This window comes from Streptomyces sp. WZ.A104 (assembly GCF_002382885.1).
In the GTDB taxonomy this organism is placed as follows: Bacteria; Actinomycetota; Actinomycetes; order Streptomycetales; family Streptomycetaceae; genus Streptomyces.
On the sequence record NZ_NWVL01000006.1, the window covers coordinates 1 to 16774 of the forward strand.

Sequence of the window (16774 nt, forward strand, 5' to 3'; positions counted from 1 at the left end):
CGAGCTGCTGCGCCGGCTGGCCCGCGCCGGCCGCCGCCACGCCCCGGCCGACACCGGCCCGCGCGGCGGCACGCTGCGCTGGGCCCTGCCGCAGAACGCCGCCGACCTCCCCGACGACGCAGTCGCCTTCGGCACGATGGGCAGCGGCAAGGCGCCCAGCGACGCCGACCGGATCCGGGCCGAGCTCACGGCCGAGGGCGCCTCCTTCCGGGAGGAGACCGCGGTGCGCGGCGGCCGCGAGGTCACCGCGTTCCACATCGAGCGGCCGGAGACCGGCCGGTGACACCCCAACCCGACCCCGCCGCCCGCCGCCGCCCGGCGCTGCCGCCCGCCCCGGCCGCGCCCGCCCGGCCCGTCGTCCTCTTCAGCGACGAGGCGTCCGCCGTGATGCGCACCGCCCGGATCCCCGAGTGGGTGCGCACGACGCGCTCGCCGCTGGAGACCCTGACCTGGCAGGCCCCGCCCACCCCGTACGAGGAGCCGTAACCCCGATGGCGTCGACCGAACTCGTCCCCGCCGCCGGGCCCGCCCCGGCCGTCCGCCGCCGCCCCCGCGCCGAGGCCGACGTGCACCTGCCCGGCGGCGGACGCATCACCGCCTCCGCCGCCCGCCGCCTGAACAACGCGGTGCCGCGCAACTCCCGCAGCGCCCGTGACTCGCGCTGGAACGCCTATCAGGACTGGTGCGACACCTACGGCTGGGACACCGCCGAAGCCAACGCCGTGCTCTGCTTCCTCGACGACCTCGCCGACCGGGGCCACCCCGCCTCCACCCTGGACGCTCACTTCGGCACCCTGCGGATGCTGCGCGCCATGCACCGCACCCCGCTGGACAAGGTGGAGATCAAGAGCTGTCTCGCCATCATCTCCCAGCGCCGCGGCGAGGAGGCCGACGACCCGCTGGTGGAGCCCGGTCCGCTGCAGGCCGACGGCGTCGACCTGAACGAACTCCGCCTGATGGTGCGGCAGTTGGACCGCACCACCGTGCGCGGCAAGCGGGACGCGGCGGTGCTGCTGCTGGACTGGTGGATGGCCGGCCGAGCCTCCGAGCCCGCCCGCCTGAACCTCCACGACATCCACTTCACCACGGTCAAGGTCACCGACCCGGCCACCAGGAAGAAGACCCAGCGCCCGGCGCTGATCGTCAAGATCCGCCGCTCCAAGGCCGACCAGCAGGCCCGCGGCCAGGAGGTACGCATCCTCGCCCCGGACGACGAAGAGCTGTGCCCGCTGTTCGCGCTGCGCGCGTGGCTGGACGTGCTGGCCGACGACGGACAGCTCACCCCGGGCCCGCTGCTGCGCCGCATCGACCGGCACGGCAACATCGGCGCCAAGGCCGCCGGCCGCCACACCAAGGACGAAAGGCGGCGCGGCGGCATCACCGCCGACACCGTCAACGACATCGTCAAGGCCGCCGCCCGTGCCGCCGAACTCACCCCGGCCCCGACCCCCGAGGAGCGGGCGGCCGAGGCGCTGGCCGCGCGGGAGGCGAAGGAGGCGGCCGAGCAGGCGGCCACCGCCGAGGAGTCCAACGCCATCATGAAGGCGTGGCGCACCGCCCGCCGCGCCGCGCGGGCGGCGATCCGCCGGATCACCGGACACTCCATGCGCCGCGGCTGCATCCAGGCCATGCTCGACGCCGGGAACCCGCCCGAGGCGGTCGCCGTCCACTCCCGGCACTCGCCGCGCTCCGCCGCGTTCGACGCCTACCGCAAGAAGAAGCTGACCTGGGACCAGAACCCCACCGCCGCCCTCGGGCTGGCGGCCTGACCCCGCGCACCGAGGAGAACCGTGCCCACCACCTACCCCACCAGCCTGCCCGCCGTCCCCGAGAACCGGTGGGACGCCGAGAAGCTCGCCGACCGGGGGATCGAGCGGCCCGCCGAGGGGCGGCCGGTCGCGGTCGCCGACTTCGCCCTCGACGCCGGCACCGCCGAACAGGCCGAGCTGCGCCTGCTCGCCTACATCGACCGCGCGTACGAGGACGACCTGCGCGGCGCGACGGCGACGGCGGCCGAGGAATCGGCGCCGGGTCGGTGGCGGGTGACCCTGCGCGTGCCGGGGGAGTTCTGATCTGGCGTTGAGGTCCGGGCTTGTGTCTCTTCCTGCCGGGGCGCCCGGGATGCGGTCCGGGCGCAGTGACGTGATGGCGCCCCCGGCCTGGTGTTCATCCCTGGGTACCGGCAGGGGGCGGCGGGGCTGGCTGGTCATCGGCTCTTGTCCAGGAAGTCCTTGGCGCCCCGGAGCCTGGTACGCAGCCGGCGTTGCGTGACGCGGCTGTCGAGCCGGACGTCCAGGGCTTGCGGGAGGCGCGTGTCCGCCCGGCGGCCGGCGGGCAGCAGGGAGGGGTCGACTCCGTCGCGCTGGGCGATGAGCACACCCAGCTCGTAGCGGCTGAGGGCATCACGCCCCGCGAGATGGAAGACACCGGCCGCGTCGGACGTCGCAAGCTCCCAGAGGGCAGCCGCCAGGTCCGCGACATGCACGGGGCAGCGCACATCGTCCGTGAAGAGAGCCCCTTCCCGTCCACCGGTGGCCAGCTCGTGCACGATCCGTTCGTGGGCGGACCGGCCATCGCCGATGATCAGCGAGGTGCGGGCGACCACCGCGGCAGGGTGAAGGAGACGCACCGCAGTCTCGGCGGCGGCCTTCGCCGCCCCGTAGGGGGTCACCGGGTCCGGGAAGGCCGTCTCGTCGTAGTTGACATCGGAACCGGAGAAAACGGCGTCGCTGGAGACGTGCACCAGACGGATCCCCCGCCGCTCGGTCGCCTGAGCGAGGCGGACGGGGCCGTCGGCGGTGACCGCCCAGTCGGCCTCCCCGCTGGACGCGTTGATCACCACACGGGGTGCCACCGTGTCGATGACCTCGTCGAGCCCACGGGGTTCCCTCAGATCCAGACGGTGCCACGAGGCGCCGGGGGCGTCGCCAGGGCGGGAGTTGAACGTCGCGACCGTGACGCGACCGGCGGACGTCGCCTGGTGCACCAGCTCGGTCCCCAGGAACCCACTGCCGCCGATGATCAGCACCGTCATGCCGGTACACGGTAGCGGAACCGCATGCCACCCGCAGCGAAACGGGGAGGCCGGCCGACGGCAGGCACCCCGCTCCGGCAGAAGGCTGGGCTCGGCCGTACACGCGGCCTCGCCCGAGGCCGCCACACCTGCCGGGGCCACCCGCGTACGGGTCCGGCCGAAACAGGGGACGGATCCTGGTCTTCCCCGACTGACGACGCCCTACTCCACCAGGCCGTGGTCGGCGACAGCCGCCAAGAACTCCTTCGTCTGCACCACCGGCGTTCCGCGCAACGGCGGACTCGACGCCGGCGCCGATCCATCCAGGCCCGAGTACCTCGCGGACACGCGGTCGACCGCAGCCCGCATCTGCCGCTGCCGGTGTTCCTCGACGGCCTTCGCGTACGGATCCGGGATCTCACGCTTGTCGTGGATGCCGATGAGCGTCGTCGAACCCTGACCGCCGCCGAACCCGTAGGTTCCGAACTTCCAGTCGAGCTCGCGCGCTGCCTTCCGCAGCGCGGCCCGGATCAGATCCAGGCCGCCCAGCTGCTCAACGGTCTCGTGCGGCACGTGCACCTGGAACGTACCGCCGTACCCGCCGGCGCCTTCGGGCCCGCTGCGTTCCAGAAGCGGCACCAGCACCTTCGCCAGCGCGACACACCGCTCGTCCTTCGCGTACGACACCATGACGGCAAACCTACCGGCAACGCACAGCCCGGTTCACCAAGATCACCTGCTTGGTGTCAACCGGTGTTCCCCAAGACCGCACTCGGCCCGAGGGGGCAGCCCGAGCGGTGTCCAAGGCTTCACCCAGAGGTACTTGTCACCTGACAGCAGCTTCGGGAGTCGCGGCGGTCGGCGCTCATGAGCTGCCTGACGACCAAGGAGGCTGCTGGGGCCAGAGATGACTGCTGATTTCGGTCAACGGCCCGTAGTGGTGCAGCAGTTCCCCCCACTCGTGGACGACGAGGTGGGGCACCCCCCGGCGCTGGGAAACCGGCGACCAGACGTCGACCTCAAAGACGTCACCGTCCTCGACGACGTGACGGCGCTCCCACGCGCATCCGTCACAGTCAAGGACGCGACGGGCTCGCCCCGCACTTGGAGTCCGCCGCTGGGCCGAAGCCCAAGTGCGCGGCGTGACCCACTCCGGGTCGGTGCTGTCCCAGGAGGCACGCCGGGCCGCAGTAAGAGCATGCCGCGCGGCTTCGCGGCGTCGAGCCGGCTCCGGAATGACTGCGACTTCGACCAAGACGAACATGTCGAGCACCGTGAGCTCCTGGGCTAAGGCCCGGTTGCCCAGGGATTCCACGGTTTCACTCAAGGCGGTCAGGTCGAGCATGAGCGTGCGTCCTCGTCTCCTGGTCTGATCGGGGAATGCGGGCCGCACTCACCGGAGGCATCGCCGTGGCCGAGCTGTGACACGGAACTGCTCAACATGCCTGACTCGCCAATGAGTTAGTGCCGCACGTGGTGCATGTCCTCACGCTACCGGCGTGGGCTTCGGGACGGCGGCACAAGGCGGTCCATTCACCCGGCTGTGGTCGTCCGCCGAGCTGAGGGGGGGCATGCAGCGGAGCCCCGGAAGGTCCTGCCCTCCGGGAACATCCGGGCAGTGGCTGGCGGCGGGATGGATCTTGCCCTGTGGGGAACTCTCCCCGGCCCCTCAGTTTCGTTCGACGGTGAGCGGTACCCGCACCCACAACGCGCGCCCGCCCGTGATGATAGGTCTGGTCGAACCGCCGCAACACTCAGGTTCGGACGCCGAGTGCGCCGGAAGCGTTGGCTGCGTCGGATCCCGCCAGTCGCCGTGGTGAGGCCGCGTGCTCAGTCCTGGCGGCGCCGGGCGGCCTCGGCGAGCAGGTGGCGCAGTTCGGGTCCGTTGGTGGGGATCTTGACGCTGTGGATGACGGCGTCGCGCGGCTGGCCGACAGGATCGGTGGCGGACAACTGCACGTGGTCTGAATGGGTGAGGGCCTCGAGGGCGGGCGCGTACTCGTCGACGTCGAGAACGAGGGCCAGGGTCGTGTTCACGGGCTGGAGCCATTCGATCTCCAGCCGGATCAGGGTGGCTGCCGGTGCCGCGAAGGCCCGCCACCGGGTCGAGGTGTCCGCGCCCCCGGCCGGCGGGTCGGTTGCCAGCATCCGCAGCAGGTCGGCCACATCGGGGCGGGCCGCGAGATCCACGGTCAGAAACGCCGCCCCTCCCTTACCGCGCACGGAAGTCAGGACCCGCCGCAGCGGAACGGACTCGGTGAGGACCTTGCGGACCTCGTCCAGCAGGTACGTCTCCTCGTCCACCTCCTCGCGCTGCTGGTCCTCCAGGCCGAACCCCAGGTCTCCGGCGGGATAGCGCTCTTCGGCGGGTGCGGTGGCCAGCCGGTGAAGGCACTCGGCGAGCGCATCGCGGACCGGCTGGGTACCGGGCCGGTCGGCCGCGGCACTGACCAGGGCCTGCCCGGCCAGCAGGAGGAAGCACAGGGCGGGCTGGGGTGTGGAGGGGTCAAGGCGCAGGACAGGGTCGTGGCCGGCGATGCGGCCGCGCAGGAACCGCAGCATGGACAGGATCGTGGGCGCCAGGTCCATGAAGACCGGCTCCTCCAGGAGCTCGGCGAACACCAGGTCACTGCTGGAACTGTGGCGTTCGGTCAGGAGGACGACGGCTTCGAGGGCTGCTGCCTCGGCGAACAGCATGGCCTCGACGGTCTGCAGAAGGCCCGGGTCCGTGGTGGGAGCGGTGCCCTCGGCGTAGGCGCGCAGTACGTTCTCTCCGGCCTCAGTGATGGTAGAGGGAAGGTTGTCGTACACCTTGGACACGGGGTTCTGCTTCCTGATCGGTTGGGCAACGTCTCGGGGCCGCTGTGTCGTGGGCCGGCCTCAGCCGCGCTGCCGCGCCGCTCGCCACTGGGTGCTCAGCTCACGGCTCGCCTTGCGCAGGGCGTACTGCTTGTTCTCCGGGTCGGCCCAGCAGGTCGCGAAGATCATGTAGGGGGTCTCGCCGTACGGGACGAACCCCACCGTCGCCCACAGCTCGCGCAGACGATCGCGGGCGCGGGCCCACTCGTCCTTGCTCATGCCCGTCGCGTCGATCGGAGCGGGATGCACCATCACCGCGCGGCAGCCGGGCGCCAGGCGGCGCAACGCGTCCGCGGCGATCATCGGCCCCAGGCCGAAGCCCCGCCACCCCTCGTCGAGCTCGGCCTTGTCGAGGACGAGCAGGTCCTCGCCCCAGGCCTCGGTGAGCTCCTCGAACTCCTCGGTGTAGCCGTCGTGCTCGTCGTTGAAGACGGTCTCGGCGATCTCGTAGAGGTTCTGCGATTCCTCTTCCATCGCCCAGAACGGGTTCTGCGAGCCGCCCCATCGGACCTTGACCAGTTCCAGCACGCCGACATGGAGGCGGTGCGGGCAGTCCTCGTCCTCGTCGACGAACCCGCCTTCGTCCTCCGTCCGGTTCCACCTGGCGGTGCACTGGTCGCAGGGCGGGATGGCTTCCAGACGGAAGCCGTCCTCGCCCAGGTGGGCGGTCACCCGCCACTTCTCCAGCGTGTCCTCGCGGTCGCTGTTGTCCAGCGACGCCTCCAGCTCGTACGACAACTGGATGTAGCCGGGATCGCAGGGCATGTCACTGAGCGGGCGCTTGAGGGCCGGCGGGGCGGAGGTCACCCAGCCAGCGTAGCGGCGACCCCGGGGCCCTGTGGCCGCGACAGCGGACGCGCAGTCATCGTCCCTCGCCGTACGCGGCCTCTCCCAGCGCCCGCATCAGGAGTTGAAGCTCTCTCTCATCGACCGCTGTGATGACCTGCTGGAGCTGGACAGCACCGGATCCCACGAGCCGCGCGTCCGCATTCCCCTCAACGCTCTTCCGGTCGGCGCCCCTTCAGCCGGGAGAGCCTCTAAGGGGCACACCGCCCAGCATGAATAGCGCCCCACGTCACGGGCGGGCGGCCGGCTCCGGGGCGGGGTCCCGCAGCGCGGGGACCTCGGGGTCGCTCCAGTCGATGTCGTATTCCACGTTGCTCGCCCAGCTGCGCCAGCCGTGGATCGAGGAGTCGAAGAAGGAGTGCAGGCTGACAGTCTTGATCGTGGCAGGGCGACGCTGCGCATCCCAGGCCAGAACATCGACGACCGGGCGGTCGGCGACGATCACCCACCCCGGGGCGGCGATCCGCCGCGGCCAATAGGTGGGGATGTCGATGATGAAGTAGGGCGGGGCGCCGCTCTCCACCTTCCATGTGAAGATCACCGCCGTTCGCTCCCCGGCCGGCACCTGCCGTGTCCTGACCACGGCGGGCGGGACCTCCGGGGCCCGCGTCGCGTCGTAGGCGGGATGAAGCCGCCCCGGTCGGCTCCTGCGGTGCGCCCCACGGCCCTCGTTCAGTTCCTCGACATCGAGGCGGAATCCGGCGCTGATCTGCTGGGTGACCCATGCGGCGATGGCCTTGCGGGCTTCTTCAGTCCTCACCTACGCGAGGCTAGGGGAGACCCCGCGGGGGAACCAGGGCGCCTGGACGGAAGACACACGCCCCTCGGAGGAGATCACCAGGGTGAGGTGGACGGTGTCGCGGCCATCTGATCGAGCTTCGCAATGAGGAGCCGCGCGTCGGCGACGGCGTCGTGCGGGCCGCCGAGCGCCTGGTTGCGGTAGGCGCCGCGCTTGACCGACCACAGACCGCGCCAGACCGCGTACGGCACCATCGCGTCCTCCCACCGGACCCGGCCCAGCCAGTCGCCGGTCGCCGCGGCGTCGCCGTCGTGGTGGCGGTCGAGCTCACGCTCGAAGACGCCGCGGTCGAAGTCCATCTTGTACGCGACCGCGACCCTGCCGTGGAAGACGTCGGTGAGGCAAGGCAGCAGATCCGCGAAGGCCGGGGCCTGGGCGAGACGGTCCGGGGTGATGCCGTGCACCGCAACGGCGGCCGGCTCCAGCGGGGCGTTCGGCTGGACGTACTCGTTGAAGACGACGGTGCCGCGGCGGTCGACGGCGGCGATCTGTACCGCGTACGCGTTCTCCAGCCCGGTCGTCTCCACATCGACCGCGATCAGCGTCTCGTCGGCGAGGAGGCGGCGGGCCCAGGCGGCGACCTGCTCGCGCTCGCGGGTCCACGACGACGGGCGCCGCAGGGAACGGATCGCGTCGTCCAGGTTGCGGTGGGCCTCGCGGCTGCCCTGCACCCGCCACAGCGGCCGGCCGCCGTCCCACTCGGCCGCCACGCTCCCGACGTACACGGCCGCCTCATACACCGCCCAGACAGGGCGGTCGGTGTCGGCGGGCCGTACGAACTGCACCGGCTGTTCGTCGACGGTGCGGGTGAACAGGTCCTCCCACTGAGCCGGGTCCGCGATCGTCACCAGCCGCCCCCTTCTTCTCGTCCGAGCACCTTGGCCGAACCGGTGGCCGCGGCCACCGCCTCACGCGATCATGGCAGCGTCCGCCGTCTTTCAGGGAGGAATCCGCCCATGTCGAATAAGACGAAGGTCCGCCGTCTCGCGCCCGGCCCGGACCGCGACAAGGTCGCGGCGGAGCTGAAGAAGAAGTACGACTCCGGGACGAGCATCCGGGCCCTGGCGCAGGAGACGGGCCGCTCGTACGGCGGCGTGCACCGCCTGCTCGCGGACGCCGGGGTTACCTTCCGCTCCCGGGGCGGAGACCGGCGCAGCGCCGAGTCCTGACCGCACGGCGGGCGTACGGTGGGGATATGGCGAGGTGGGAGCCGAGCTACTTCCAGGCCCAGGACATCGCGGTCCGGCGCCTGATCTCCGCGCACCCCGACGAGTACGAGCACCTCCTCGACGAGGCGAAGGCCGACCTGCCTGCCGAGCCCTGCCCGGAGTGCGCGTACCTGGGCGCCGCGGCCCTTGAGCTGGCCGATCTCCTCGGCCACGACCGGCAGGGCCACCAGGTGCAGCGGGCTCTGTGGTCGCACCAGATCCGCAGCGTGGCGGCCCTGCTCGCCGCCCTCGACGGCGACCTGGGCCTGTACTACCTCCACGGCGACGGGCTCGGGGCCGGCGGCCTGGAGCGCGTCCACGACCGGCTGCGCCACCTGGAACGGCACCGGCCCGCGTCGGTCGGTCGGCGCCCTTCGCGAATCCCCATCGACGCCGGGCCGTCCCCTGCCGCTGGACTGCAAACGGCCAGGTCACGGGTGGTCTGACGGTTCCACTCGACCAGCCCCGTGGCCGACCCGACGTCACGGTCTCCTTCATGAGGCGACGGAGTGCTGGTCAGCGGCCTGCGACGGGGTTCTGGGGCGCTGTCCGGCATAACGGCTTCGCGTACCCTCTGCGCCGGGCGGCGGGCCCGAAACGCCCTCTGCCGGCACGAGTCGCGGTCGTAGATCTTGTCCCTGCGGTACGGGTGGCCGAGCGCGAAGCGGCGTCCGCACACCGGGCAGCGCACGACCTGCTCGGGCTCCTCGCCCCACAGGAACGCCAGCCCGATCGCGAAGGCTTCTCGCTGGTGGCGGAGCCATCGTCGATGCGCCGCCCGGCACGCGCGCCCGCAGAACCGCCTGTCGCTGCGGGAACCCTCCGGCAGCGGCTTCGAGCACAGGACGTACGCGCACCGGCGTACTCGCTCGGCGGCCATGCTTTCACCGTACGCCCGGCGGCCACCCTCGCGGTCCTCGCCCCGCTGGTGGACCCGCTGGCCACGATCACGGCGGTCGCGGAGCGGAGTCTGCCGCACGCCCTCGTCGGCCACTGCCTCCGTGGTGCTGCCGTCGGAGCTGACCGGGACCACCCCGGATGTGGTGGGTCGCGGGGTGGCCGGGGACCTCATCGGCCAGGGGGCGAACGAGCTCCTCGCGGCGTCCCGTCGGGGCTGAGGCTAGCCCGGTCCTGAGCGCGTCATCCGCTCAAGGCGCCGATCACCTGGCCGAGGGTCTCGACGACCGCCTGCACACCGGGGGCGGCGTTCAGCGCGGTCATGATCCGGTGTCCGGCGCGGCTGCGCACCTGGGGGTCCTGCTCGGTGTCCTCCAGGACCTCGACGTCCTCAAGGAACTCCTCCCGAGCCTGCTCCGGGACCTGCTGCACAAGTCCCCGCAGCTCGCGTACCAGGTCGGCCAGCTGATCGGGCTGGACTCCGACGTTCTGGGTGACGTGGTACCCCTGGGCGGCGGTGCCGCCGTGGACGATCTGGGTGAACGTCGGTCCCGCCACGGGGGTGTTCTGGTCGCTCACGTACTTTCTCACTTTCGTTCCGGACAGGGCGCAGTCTTCGCCGGCCGACGTCAGCGTCAGGGTCTCGGGCTGGCCGGCCGCGGGGGTGAGGACCGCCAGGCCGTGATCGTGCAGGTAGCGGGCGGCCCGCAGGACGACCGCGACTCCGAGGTGCTCGCCCAGGAAGAGCGTGGTCGCGACGAATGTCTGAAGGCGCACAGTAGCGTCCGGGGCGGCGAACGCCTGCTCCACCAACTGGTCGAGAGCGTGGCTGAGCCGGGCGCCGTGGTTGGCACGCTCAGCGGTGATCCGGTCTGCCTCGCGCAGGCCCTCGAAAGTGACTGATGCGCCGATCCAGCCCAGCGTCTCCAGGACGGAGACGTGACCGCGCTTCTCCAACAGACGAGCGGCCTCCTCAACCTGCTCGACGCGGACGTCGTCGTCAGCGAATTCGGTCAGAGCTACGGATGCGTACGTATCGCGCTGAGTGCGATCGCTGAGCCCCATCAGCAAGACGCACGCGAGGTCTTCCGTCGTCACGAGACGCCGGTTCCCCGGTCGTCCAGCCGCTGGTGGGCGTTGACACCCTGCGCTCCCACGCCCCCTGCATGGATGTGCTGCTCCAGGTGGACCGACCTGTGCCGCTGCAGGTAGGCGCGTACCGGCTGGCCGGACATCACGCAGGAGGTGCCCTCCGGTTCCAGCCGTACGCCGGTCAGTGGTCCGCCCGTGGTGCTGAGCATCTTCAACCCGACCAGGTTCCGTGACGCCTCGTCGACCTCGTCCACGCTCAGCCGACTGCCGTAGAAGCAGTTCGCTGGCGAGCTGACGAAGTCCAACAGCTCTACGGGCCGGCTGGCCTCGGCCGTCTCGAACACCCAGGTGATCAGCGCGTTCTCGGCGTACGCCAGGCGCTCGCGTCGACTGGCGACCGCCGTACGGCGCCGCTCGCCTTCCCGCACCCCGGCGGGCGTCAGACGGAAGAAGACCACGTCACCGGCAGCGTTGCGGAACGCTCGCGCCCAGCCTTGGACTTCCAGGCCGGAGGCGGCCTGCTGCACCGCCTCCTCGTCCGGGAACGGGAGCCTGGAGGGATCGATCCCCGTGTGTGGGCCCAGGTCGCATGTGGTGTCGCCACCGCTCGCGTCCAGGGCCCAGAAGAGCAGCTCGTCGACGAGCCGGTCCTTCGTCATGCGCGTGAGTGTAAGTGCTCGGACCCGCACCGTGCGGCGATACAGCCCAGTCCAGGTCACGGTCGCGCCGGGCGGGAGGCGGACTCGGTGTCGGCATGAGCACGCCCCGGGCGGGCCTAGGGTCCGGGGGTATGACGCAGCGCATCAGGATCGCGAGCAGGGCTTCGGCGATGGCCACCGCACAGGTGGAGTGGTTGATGGCGGAGATCGTCCGTACGACGCCCGGCGTGGCACCGGAGTTCGTTCCGGTGTCCACCGAGGGTGACCGGTGGGCCGGACCTCTGTCAGAGCTGGGTAAGAGCGGGAAGGGCGCGTTCATCAGCGCGGTGACGGACCGCGTCCTCCAGGGGGAGGCCGACCTCGCGCTCCACTGCCTCAAGGACATGCCCGGCGACGTGCCGGCGCCGAAGGGGCTGGTCTGCCTGTACCCCGCGCGCGACGACCTCAACGACGTCCTGGTCCACCCCGGCGGCCTGAAGCTGGACGACCTCCCGCCCGGCACCCGCGTGGGCACGTCCGCTCCACGGCGCATCGCCCAGCTGACGGCCTCGCACCCCCACCTCGTGATCGTCCCCGTACGCGGGAACGCCGACACCCGCCTCCAACTCGCCTACAGCGGCCAGGTCGACGCGGTGATCCTCGCCAACGCCGGGCTGCGCCGGATCGGACGGGAGGAGGAAGGGACAGAGATCCTCGGCGCGTACCGGATGATGCCGGCCCTCGGTGCTGGTCAGCTGGCGATGCAGGTCCACGAGGACGATGCGGCCACATGGCCGTGTTCTCGTATAGCTACGGCCACCCGACAAGTAGCGCTGCGTAACCATCTGGCTTCGGTTTGGATTCCTTACCTCCACTCCCTCTGGTCGGTCGCCACGATGTGGTGATCCAACTGACTGGGCGAAGGAGTAAGGGTGCGGCAAGACTGGGAGCCGGAAGACCTCATTGAGGTCTGGACGCTGCTCGAAGACGACATGAAGCGGTTACGGAACAAGTCCGGGGCGAACCGGTTGGGCTTCGCGATGCTGCTGAAGTTCTTCGAGGTGGAAGCACGGTTCCCGGAGACCATCGGGGAGGTGCCGGCGGCCGCGGTGGGTTACGTGGCCCAGCAGGTGAAGGTGCCGGTGCAGGAGTGGGCGGCGTACGACTGGCAGGGCCGGACAGCGACCCGTCATCGGACGGAGATCCGGGAGGCGTTCGGCTTTCGGGCGAACACCGAAGAGGACCAGGAAAAGCTGGCCGAGTGGCTGACCGCGGAGCTGTGCGGGGTGGAGATGTCTCGCGATCGGCTGGCGGAGGCGGTGGTGGCCCGCTGTCGCAACGACCACATCGAGCCGCCGGCGCCGGGGCAGGTCGGCCGGCTGGTGGGCAAGGCGGTCAAGGCCTTCGACGCGCAGTTCTGCCGCAATACCGTGGACCGGCTGTCCCGCGCGACGCGCTCGCGGCTGGAGGATCTGGTCGCGGGCAGTGAGGACGGCGACGAGGCGGCTGGGGGCCAGGCGGTGGCCGGGGGCGGGCGGTCGTTCTTCGCCGAGCTGAAGGCGGATCCGGGGGCGCCGGGGTTGGAGAGCTTGTTCGCGGAGGTGGACAAGCTCCAGCGGGTGCGGAAATTGGAGTTGCCGGCGGACCTGTTCGCGGACGTGTCGGAGAAGCAGGTGGAGGCCTGGCGGGCGAGGGCGGCGAAGGAGTACCCGGCGAACCTGGAGCGGATGAAGCCGCCGATGCGCCTGACGTTGCTGGCCGCGCTGTGCCACGTGCGGCACGGGGAGATCACTGACTCGCTGGTGGAGCTGTTCATCCAACTGGTGCTGAAGATCAACACCCGGGCGGAGAAGAAGGTCGACAAGGAGCTGACGGGTGAGCTGAAGAAGGTGCGGGGCAAGGAGGCGATGATGCTGCGGGTCGCTGAGGCGGCCTTGTCCGAGCCGTCGGGCACGGTCCGCAGGGTGATCTACCCCGTCGTCGGCGGGGAGAAGACGCTCAAGGCCCTCGCTGCGGAGGCCGCCGCGAACGAGGCCAAGTACAAGGCGCGTGTGCGTACCGTGCTGCGGTCGGCGTACTCGGCGCACTGGCGGCGGATGCTCACCCCGCTGCTGAAGGCGTTGACGCTCAAGTGCAACAACACCGCCTACCGGCCGGTGATGGACGCCATCGACCTGCTCCAGCGGTACCTGGACCAGCCCATCGCCAAGGAGGGCGCGTTCTTCGACGCGGCGGAGGCCGTGCCGCTGGAGGGTGTGGTGCCCGATCAGTGGCGGGCCGCGGTGGTGGACGAGCGTGGCCGCGTCGAGCGTATTCCCTACGAGCTGTGCGTGCTGGTCAGCCTGCGTGAGGCGTTGCGGCGCCGGGAGATCTGGGTGGTGGGCGCGAACCACTGGCGTAACCCGGAGGACGACCTCCCGCAGGACTTCGAGGACAACCGGGACGTCCACTACGACGCGATCCAAAAGCCCCAGGACCCGGGCAAGTTCATCGAGGCCCTGAAGAAGAAGCACCGCGACGCGCTCGACCGGTTCGAGCAGGCGCTGAAGGACGACACCACCGGCGGGGTGGCCATCGTGAAGAAGAACGGCGAGCCGTGGATCAAGGTCTCGCCGCGTGCCAAGCAGGAGGAGCCGGAGAACCTGGTCGCGGTGAAGGCCGAGATCGAACGGCGCTGGGGAACCATCGACCTCCTGGACATATTGAAGTATGCCGAGTTCGACACCGACTTCATCGCCGAGTTCACCACGGTGGCCACCCGCGAGAACCTGTCCCGGGAGGTCCTGCGCAGACGGCTGCTTCTGGTCCTGTTCGGTCTGGGCACGAACATGGGGATCAAGCGGGTCGCGGTGACCGGCAAGCACGGCGAGTCGGAGGCGACGCTTCGCCGGGTGCGGCACCTGTTCGTGAACCGGGCCAACCTGCGCGCGGCCCTGGTGAAGCTGGTCAACGCCACCTTCGCGGCCCGCGACGAGATGTGGTGGGGCACCGGGACGGCGTGCGCCTCCGACAGCCGCAAGTTCGGCGCCTGGTCCTCGAACCTGATGACCGAGTGGCACCAGCGCTACCGAGGCCCCGGAGTGATGATCTACTGGCACGTGGAGCGCAAATCGGTCTGTATCTACTCACAGCTCAAGTCCTGTTCGGCCTCCGAGGTCGCCTCGATGATCGAGGGCGTGCTGCGGCACTGCACCGACATGGAGGTCGACCGGCAGTACACCGACACCCACGGTGCCTCCATCGTCGGGTTCGCGTTCGCGCACATGCTCGACTTCAAGCTGATGCCGAGGCTGAAGAACATCGGGCGGGCGAGGCTGTACCGGCCGGCCGCGGGCGAGGACAAGAACTGGCCGAACCTGGCCCCGGTGCTGTCCACCCGCACGATCGACTGGGACCTGATCGCCCAGCAGTACGACCAGATCGTGAAGTACACCACCGCCCTGCGCCTGGGTACCGCGGAGGCCGAGCAGGTCCTGCGCCGCTTCACCAAGGGCGGCCCCAAGCACCCGACCTACCAGGCGATCGAGGAGCTGGGGCGCGTGGTGCGCACGGCGTTCATCTGCGACTACCTGTCGGATCCGGAGATGCGGAAGGAGATCGGCGAGGGCTTGCAGGTAGTGGAGAACTGGAACTCGGCGAACTCCGACCTGTTCTACGGCAAGGACGGCGACCTGACGGGTGCGGACAAGGAGAGCCAGGAGGTCTCCATGCTCGCCCTGCACCTTTTGCAGAGCAGTCTTGTTCATGTCAACACATTGCTCGTTCAGCAGGTTCTGGCCGACCCGAAGTGGGCGGACAAGCTCACCGCGGCGGACCGGCGGGGGCTGTCGCCGCTGTTCTGGACCCACGTGAACCCGTACGGCCGGTTCGATCTGGATATGAACAGCCGTCTTGACCTGGACCTCACCGCGACGGTCATGGTGCCTGGCCCGCGCAGTCCACAAGGTGAGTCGGCCGGCGCTGCGAGCTGAGCTGGCAAGGACGGGGCGGCCCTCTCTCGGGCTGCTCTCTCTTTTTGCGCCCCGGCGTCCCTTGGGTGAGCGGCCCGCGCAGGGAAAAGTCGCACCGGACGCAGGCCCCGGCCGGTCGTTGACCAGCCTGGACGGTGCCCCTCTCGGGGCGTCGCGGCGAGAGGGTGGGCGCTATCGGGCCAGGTTGATCACGGTGCCTTCCGCTCAGGGCCTCGCCAGCAGGAGCCTCCGCTCCCCGCTCGGCTGCGGGCAGCGCCTCGCGGCGCCAGGTGACAGCGAGCCCCAGCTCGGCGCCAAGCGTCGCAACGAGAGACATCCGCAACTGTGCAGCAGGACGGGGCGTGGTCGTGCGGTGCTGAGTCACCGTGCCGGCCCCCGGGCTGGGTAGCCGTCAGACGTGCGCACAGGCGGCACAACGGACCCAAGGCTCAGTGTCGGCTTGGACGCGGGGCCTGCGGAACAGCGGACGCCTGTCCCCCGACTGCGCCCGGTGGAGCGGGGGTGGCTCAGATGTCAGTTGTTGCGGCGCATTATGCGGCGCCGAGCGGCGAGGCCCAGGCCCGCGGCAGCGCCAGCGGCGGAAAGGCCACCGACCAGCAGGACCGTTTCGGCGCGTACCCAACCGGTGGTCTCGGCGCCTACGGCGACGCCGCTGGGCGTGGCTGGCACCCGGGCGGCGCCGGGGGTAGTGCCGGGATCGGTGGTCGGCTGGGTGGTCGACCCAGTGGTGGGTTCAGTGGTGGGTGCGGGGCCCGGCTTGGCGGTGGAATTGAAGGTGGCGTCTCCCTGCGCGGTGCCGTCGCGCACGGACGACTCGCTGTGCACCATGAAAATGCCGTGCCTGGTTTCGGCTTCTCCCTCTGCGGCCTGTGCGGGACTGCTCGCTATTACCGCCGAGATCGCGGCGCCGAGGAGCGCCACGCCTCCGCCCGTCCGGGAAGGCTTCATGGCGACTCCTATTCCTTGGGCGTCGTGTACTGCCGATCCGTTGATCGGCAGCGGAGAGCTGGTGGTCTGGGTCGTTCATGTGGGACACCCGTCCACCGTCGACGAGACCTGATTGCCAGCTGCCCCAACGTCAGACATCCGGTACTCCTCCAGCACGGTGGTGGCCACGAAGGCGTCGGTCTCGTTAGAGTCCGCCACCGGCAGGTGCGGTGGGCCGTCGTGACGCCGGGCGACGTGGCATCCGGCTCCGGGAGTTCCTCGGCATGGCGCTGGTGGTGGATGGCCTCGGTCTGGCCGTCATCCGTCCTGAGCTCTGCGTTGCCGTGGTGCACACGCTCACCACGCAGGCCGTCGAACTGGCCCGAGCTCACCCCCTGTCGTCGTGAGCGTGTATCTCAGGCGAGCTTGTGCTGTCCGCCTCTGGCCGTCCCGGCGGGCAGGCAAGGGGCGGCGTGCCAGGGAGCATGCAGCCTGGCAGCTGCCGTTGCCCCTCGCCTTCAGGT

At 70.6% G+C, this 16774-nt stretch carries 19 protein-coding genes; 9 read left to right on the top strand and 10 right to left on the bottom strand.

What is annotated here, in order from left to right; all coding sequences use genetic code 11:
- The 4 genes from CIB93_RS37680 to CIB93_RS04445 all read left to right on the top strand — a co-directional run.
- Nucleotides 1-283, top strand: a 283-nt coding sequence (locus tag CIB93_RS37680; protein ID WP_179499960.1) for a hypothetical protein, incomplete at its 5' end; no start/stop codon positions are given.
- Nucleotides 280-486, top strand: coding sequence for a hypothetical protein (locus CIB93_RS04435; RefSeq protein WP_096624253.1), 207 nt, complete (start codon nucleotides 280-282; stop codon nucleotides 484-486). The genes CIB93_RS37680 and CIB93_RS04435, both read left to right, overlap by 4 nt.
- Before the next feature lie 5 nt (nucleotides 487-491).
- Entirely contained in the window at nucleotides 492-1769 is a 1278-nt protein-coding gene (locus tag CIB93_RS04440) for an integrase (protein ID WP_096624255.1), read from the top strand.
- A 21-nt stretch (nucleotides 1770-1790) separates the two neighbouring features.
- Entirely contained in the window at nucleotides 1791-2072 is a 282-nt protein-coding gene (locus tag CIB93_RS04445; RefSeq protein ID WP_096624257.1) for a hypothetical protein, read from the top strand.
- Between the two features lie 134 nt (nucleotides 2073-2206).
- Here the strand turns inward: CIB93_RS04445 and CIB93_RS04450 are convergent, their stop codons facing one another.
- The 7 genes from CIB93_RS04450 to CIB93_RS04480 form a co-directional block, all read right to left on the bottom strand.
- Nucleotides 2207-3034 carry a sugar nucleotide-binding protein gene (locus tag CIB93_RS04450; protein WP_096624259.1) on the bottom strand — a complete coding sequence of 276 codons (828 nt, stop codon included), beginning with the start codon at nucleotides 3032-3034 and terminating at the stop codon, nucleotides 2207-2209.
- Nucleotides 3035-3235: 201 nt separating this feature from the next.
- On the bottom strand, nucleotides 3236-3703 hold the full coding sequence (locus CIB93_RS04455) for a hypothetical protein (protein WP_096624261.1): 468 nt from the start codon (nucleotides 3701-3703) through the stop codon (nucleotides 3236-3238).
- Between the two features lie 175 nt (nucleotides 3704-3878).
- On the bottom strand, nucleotides 3879-4358 hold the full coding sequence (locus tag CIB93_RS04460) for a hypothetical protein (protein WP_096624263.1): 480 nt from the start codon (nucleotides 4356-4358) through the stop codon (nucleotides 3879-3881).
- A 485-nt stretch (nucleotides 4359-4843) separates the two neighbouring features.
- A complete protein-coding gene (locus CIB93_RS04465) occupies nucleotides 4844-5833 on the bottom strand; it encodes a hypothetical protein (RefSeq protein ID WP_096624265.1) in 990 nt (329 codons plus the stop codon).
- Between the two features lie 60 nt (nucleotides 5834-5893).
- Entirely contained in the window at nucleotides 5894-6679 is a 786-nt protein-coding gene (locus CIB93_RS04470) for a hypothetical protein (RefSeq protein WP_096624267.1), read from the bottom strand.
- A gap of 268 nt (nucleotides 6680-6947) precedes the next feature.
- A complete protein-coding gene (locus CIB93_RS04475; RefSeq protein ID WP_096624269.1) occupies nucleotides 6948-7478 on the bottom strand; it encodes a hypothetical protein in 531 nt (176 codons plus the stop codon).
- 74 nt (nucleotides 7479-7552) lie between these two features.
- Nucleotides 7553-8365, bottom strand: coding sequence for a 3'-5' exonuclease (locus CIB93_RS04480; RefSeq protein WP_257002011.1), 813 nt, complete (start codon nucleotides 8363-8365; stop codon nucleotides 7553-7555).
- 108 nt (nucleotides 8366-8473) lie between these two features.
- Here CIB93_RS04480 and CIB93_RS04485 point away from each other — a divergent pair, with 108 nt between their 5' ends.
- Together CIB93_RS04485 and CIB93_RS04490 are read left to right on the top strand one after the other, a co-directional pair.
- Nucleotides 8474-8686, top strand: a complete 213-nt coding sequence (locus CIB93_RS04485; RefSeq protein ID WP_096624273.1) for a helix-turn-helix domain-containing protein — start codon at nucleotides 8474-8476, stop codon at nucleotides 8684-8686.
- 26 nt (nucleotides 8687-8712) lie between these two features.
- Entirely contained in the window at nucleotides 8713-9171 is a 459-nt protein-coding gene (locus CIB93_RS04490; protein ID WP_096624275.1) for a hypothetical protein, read from the top strand.
- Nucleotides 9172-9865: 694 nt separating this feature from the next.
- Here CIB93_RS04490 and CIB93_RS04495 read toward each other — a convergent pair.
- A complete protein-coding gene (locus tag CIB93_RS04495; RefSeq protein WP_096624277.1) occupies nucleotides 9866-10720 on the bottom strand; it encodes a hypothetical protein in 855 nt (284 codons plus the stop codon).
- On the bottom strand, nucleotides 10717-11373 hold the full coding sequence (locus CIB93_RS04500) for a hypothetical protein (protein ID WP_096624279.1): 657 nt from the start codon (nucleotides 11371-11373) through the stop codon (nucleotides 10717-10719). The genes CIB93_RS04495 and CIB93_RS04500 overlap by 4 nt, the downstream gene beginning before the upstream one ends.
- A gap of 131 nt (nucleotides 11374-11504) precedes the next feature.
- Between CIB93_RS04500 and hemC the strand changes: the two genes are divergently transcribed.
- Together hemC and CIB93_RS04510 are read left to right on the top strand one after the other, a co-directional pair.
- Entirely contained in the window at nucleotides 11505-12257 is a 753-nt protein-coding gene (gene hemC / locus CIB93_RS04505) for a hydroxymethylbilane synthase (RefSeq protein WP_179499961.1), read from the top strand.
- A 27-nt stretch (nucleotides 12258-12284) separates the two neighbouring features.
- The gene (locus CIB93_RS04510) at nucleotides 12285-15323 is read left to right on the top strand and encodes a Tn3 family transposase (protein ID WP_096624283.1); all 3039 of its coding nucleotides are present in this window, start codon (nucleotides 12285-12287) and stop codon (nucleotides 15321-15323) included.
- Between the two features lie 513 nt (nucleotides 15324-15836).
- On the opposite strand, the gene CIB93_RS04515 is transcribed toward CIB93_RS04510, so the two are convergent.
- Nucleotides 15837-16271 carry a hypothetical protein gene (locus CIB93_RS04515; protein WP_096624285.1) on the bottom strand — a complete coding sequence of 145 codons (435 nt, stop codon included), beginning with the start codon at nucleotides 16269-16271 and terminating at the stop codon, nucleotides 15837-15839.
- Between the two features lie 209 nt (nucleotides 16272-16480).
- On the opposite strand from CIB93_RS04515, the gene CIB93_RS37685 reads away from it, so the two are divergent.
- Complete coding sequence (locus CIB93_RS37685) at nucleotides 16481-16657, top strand: hypothetical protein (protein WP_179499962.1); 177 nt, start codon at nucleotides 16481-16483, stop codon at nucleotides 16655-16657.
- Nucleotides 16658-16774 lie beyond the last annotated feature (117 nt).

Coding starts and splice junctions, on each gene's coding strand:
- hemC (WP_179499961.1), top strand. CDS start 11,505: ATGACGCAGCGCATCAGGATCGCGAGCAGGGCTTCGGCGATGGCCACC.
- CIB93_RS04515 (WP_096624285.1), bottom strand. CDS start 16,271: ATGAAGCCTTCCCGGACGGGCGGAGGCGTGGCGCTCCTCGGCGCCGCG.
- CIB93_RS04440 (WP_096624255.1), top strand. CDS start 492: ATGGCGTCGACCGAACTCGTCCCCGCCGCCGGGCCCGCCCCGGCCGTC.
- CIB93_RS04500 (WP_096624279.1), bottom strand. CDS start 11,373: ATGACGAAGGACCGGCTCGTCGACGAGCTGCTCTTCTGGGCCCTGGAC.
- CIB93_RS04485 (WP_096624273.1), top strand. CDS start 8,474: ATGTCGAATAAGACGAAGGTCCGCCGTCTCGCGCCCGGCCCGGACCGC.
- CIB93_RS04460 (WP_096624263.1), bottom strand. CDS start 4,358: ATGCTCGACCTGACCGCCTTGAGTGAAACCGTGGAATCCCTGGGCAAC.
- CIB93_RS04455 (WP_096624261.1), bottom strand. CDS start 3,703: ATGGTGTCGTACGCGAAGGACGAGCGGTGTGTCGCGCTGGCGAAGGTG.
- CIB93_RS04450 (WP_096624259.1), bottom strand. CDS start 3,034: ATGACGGTGCTGATCATCGGCGGCAGTGGGTTCCTGGGGACCGAGCTG.
- CIB93_RS04490 (WP_096624275.1), top strand. CDS start 8,713: ATGGCGAGGTGGGAGCCGAGCTACTTCCAGGCCCAGGACATCGCGGTC.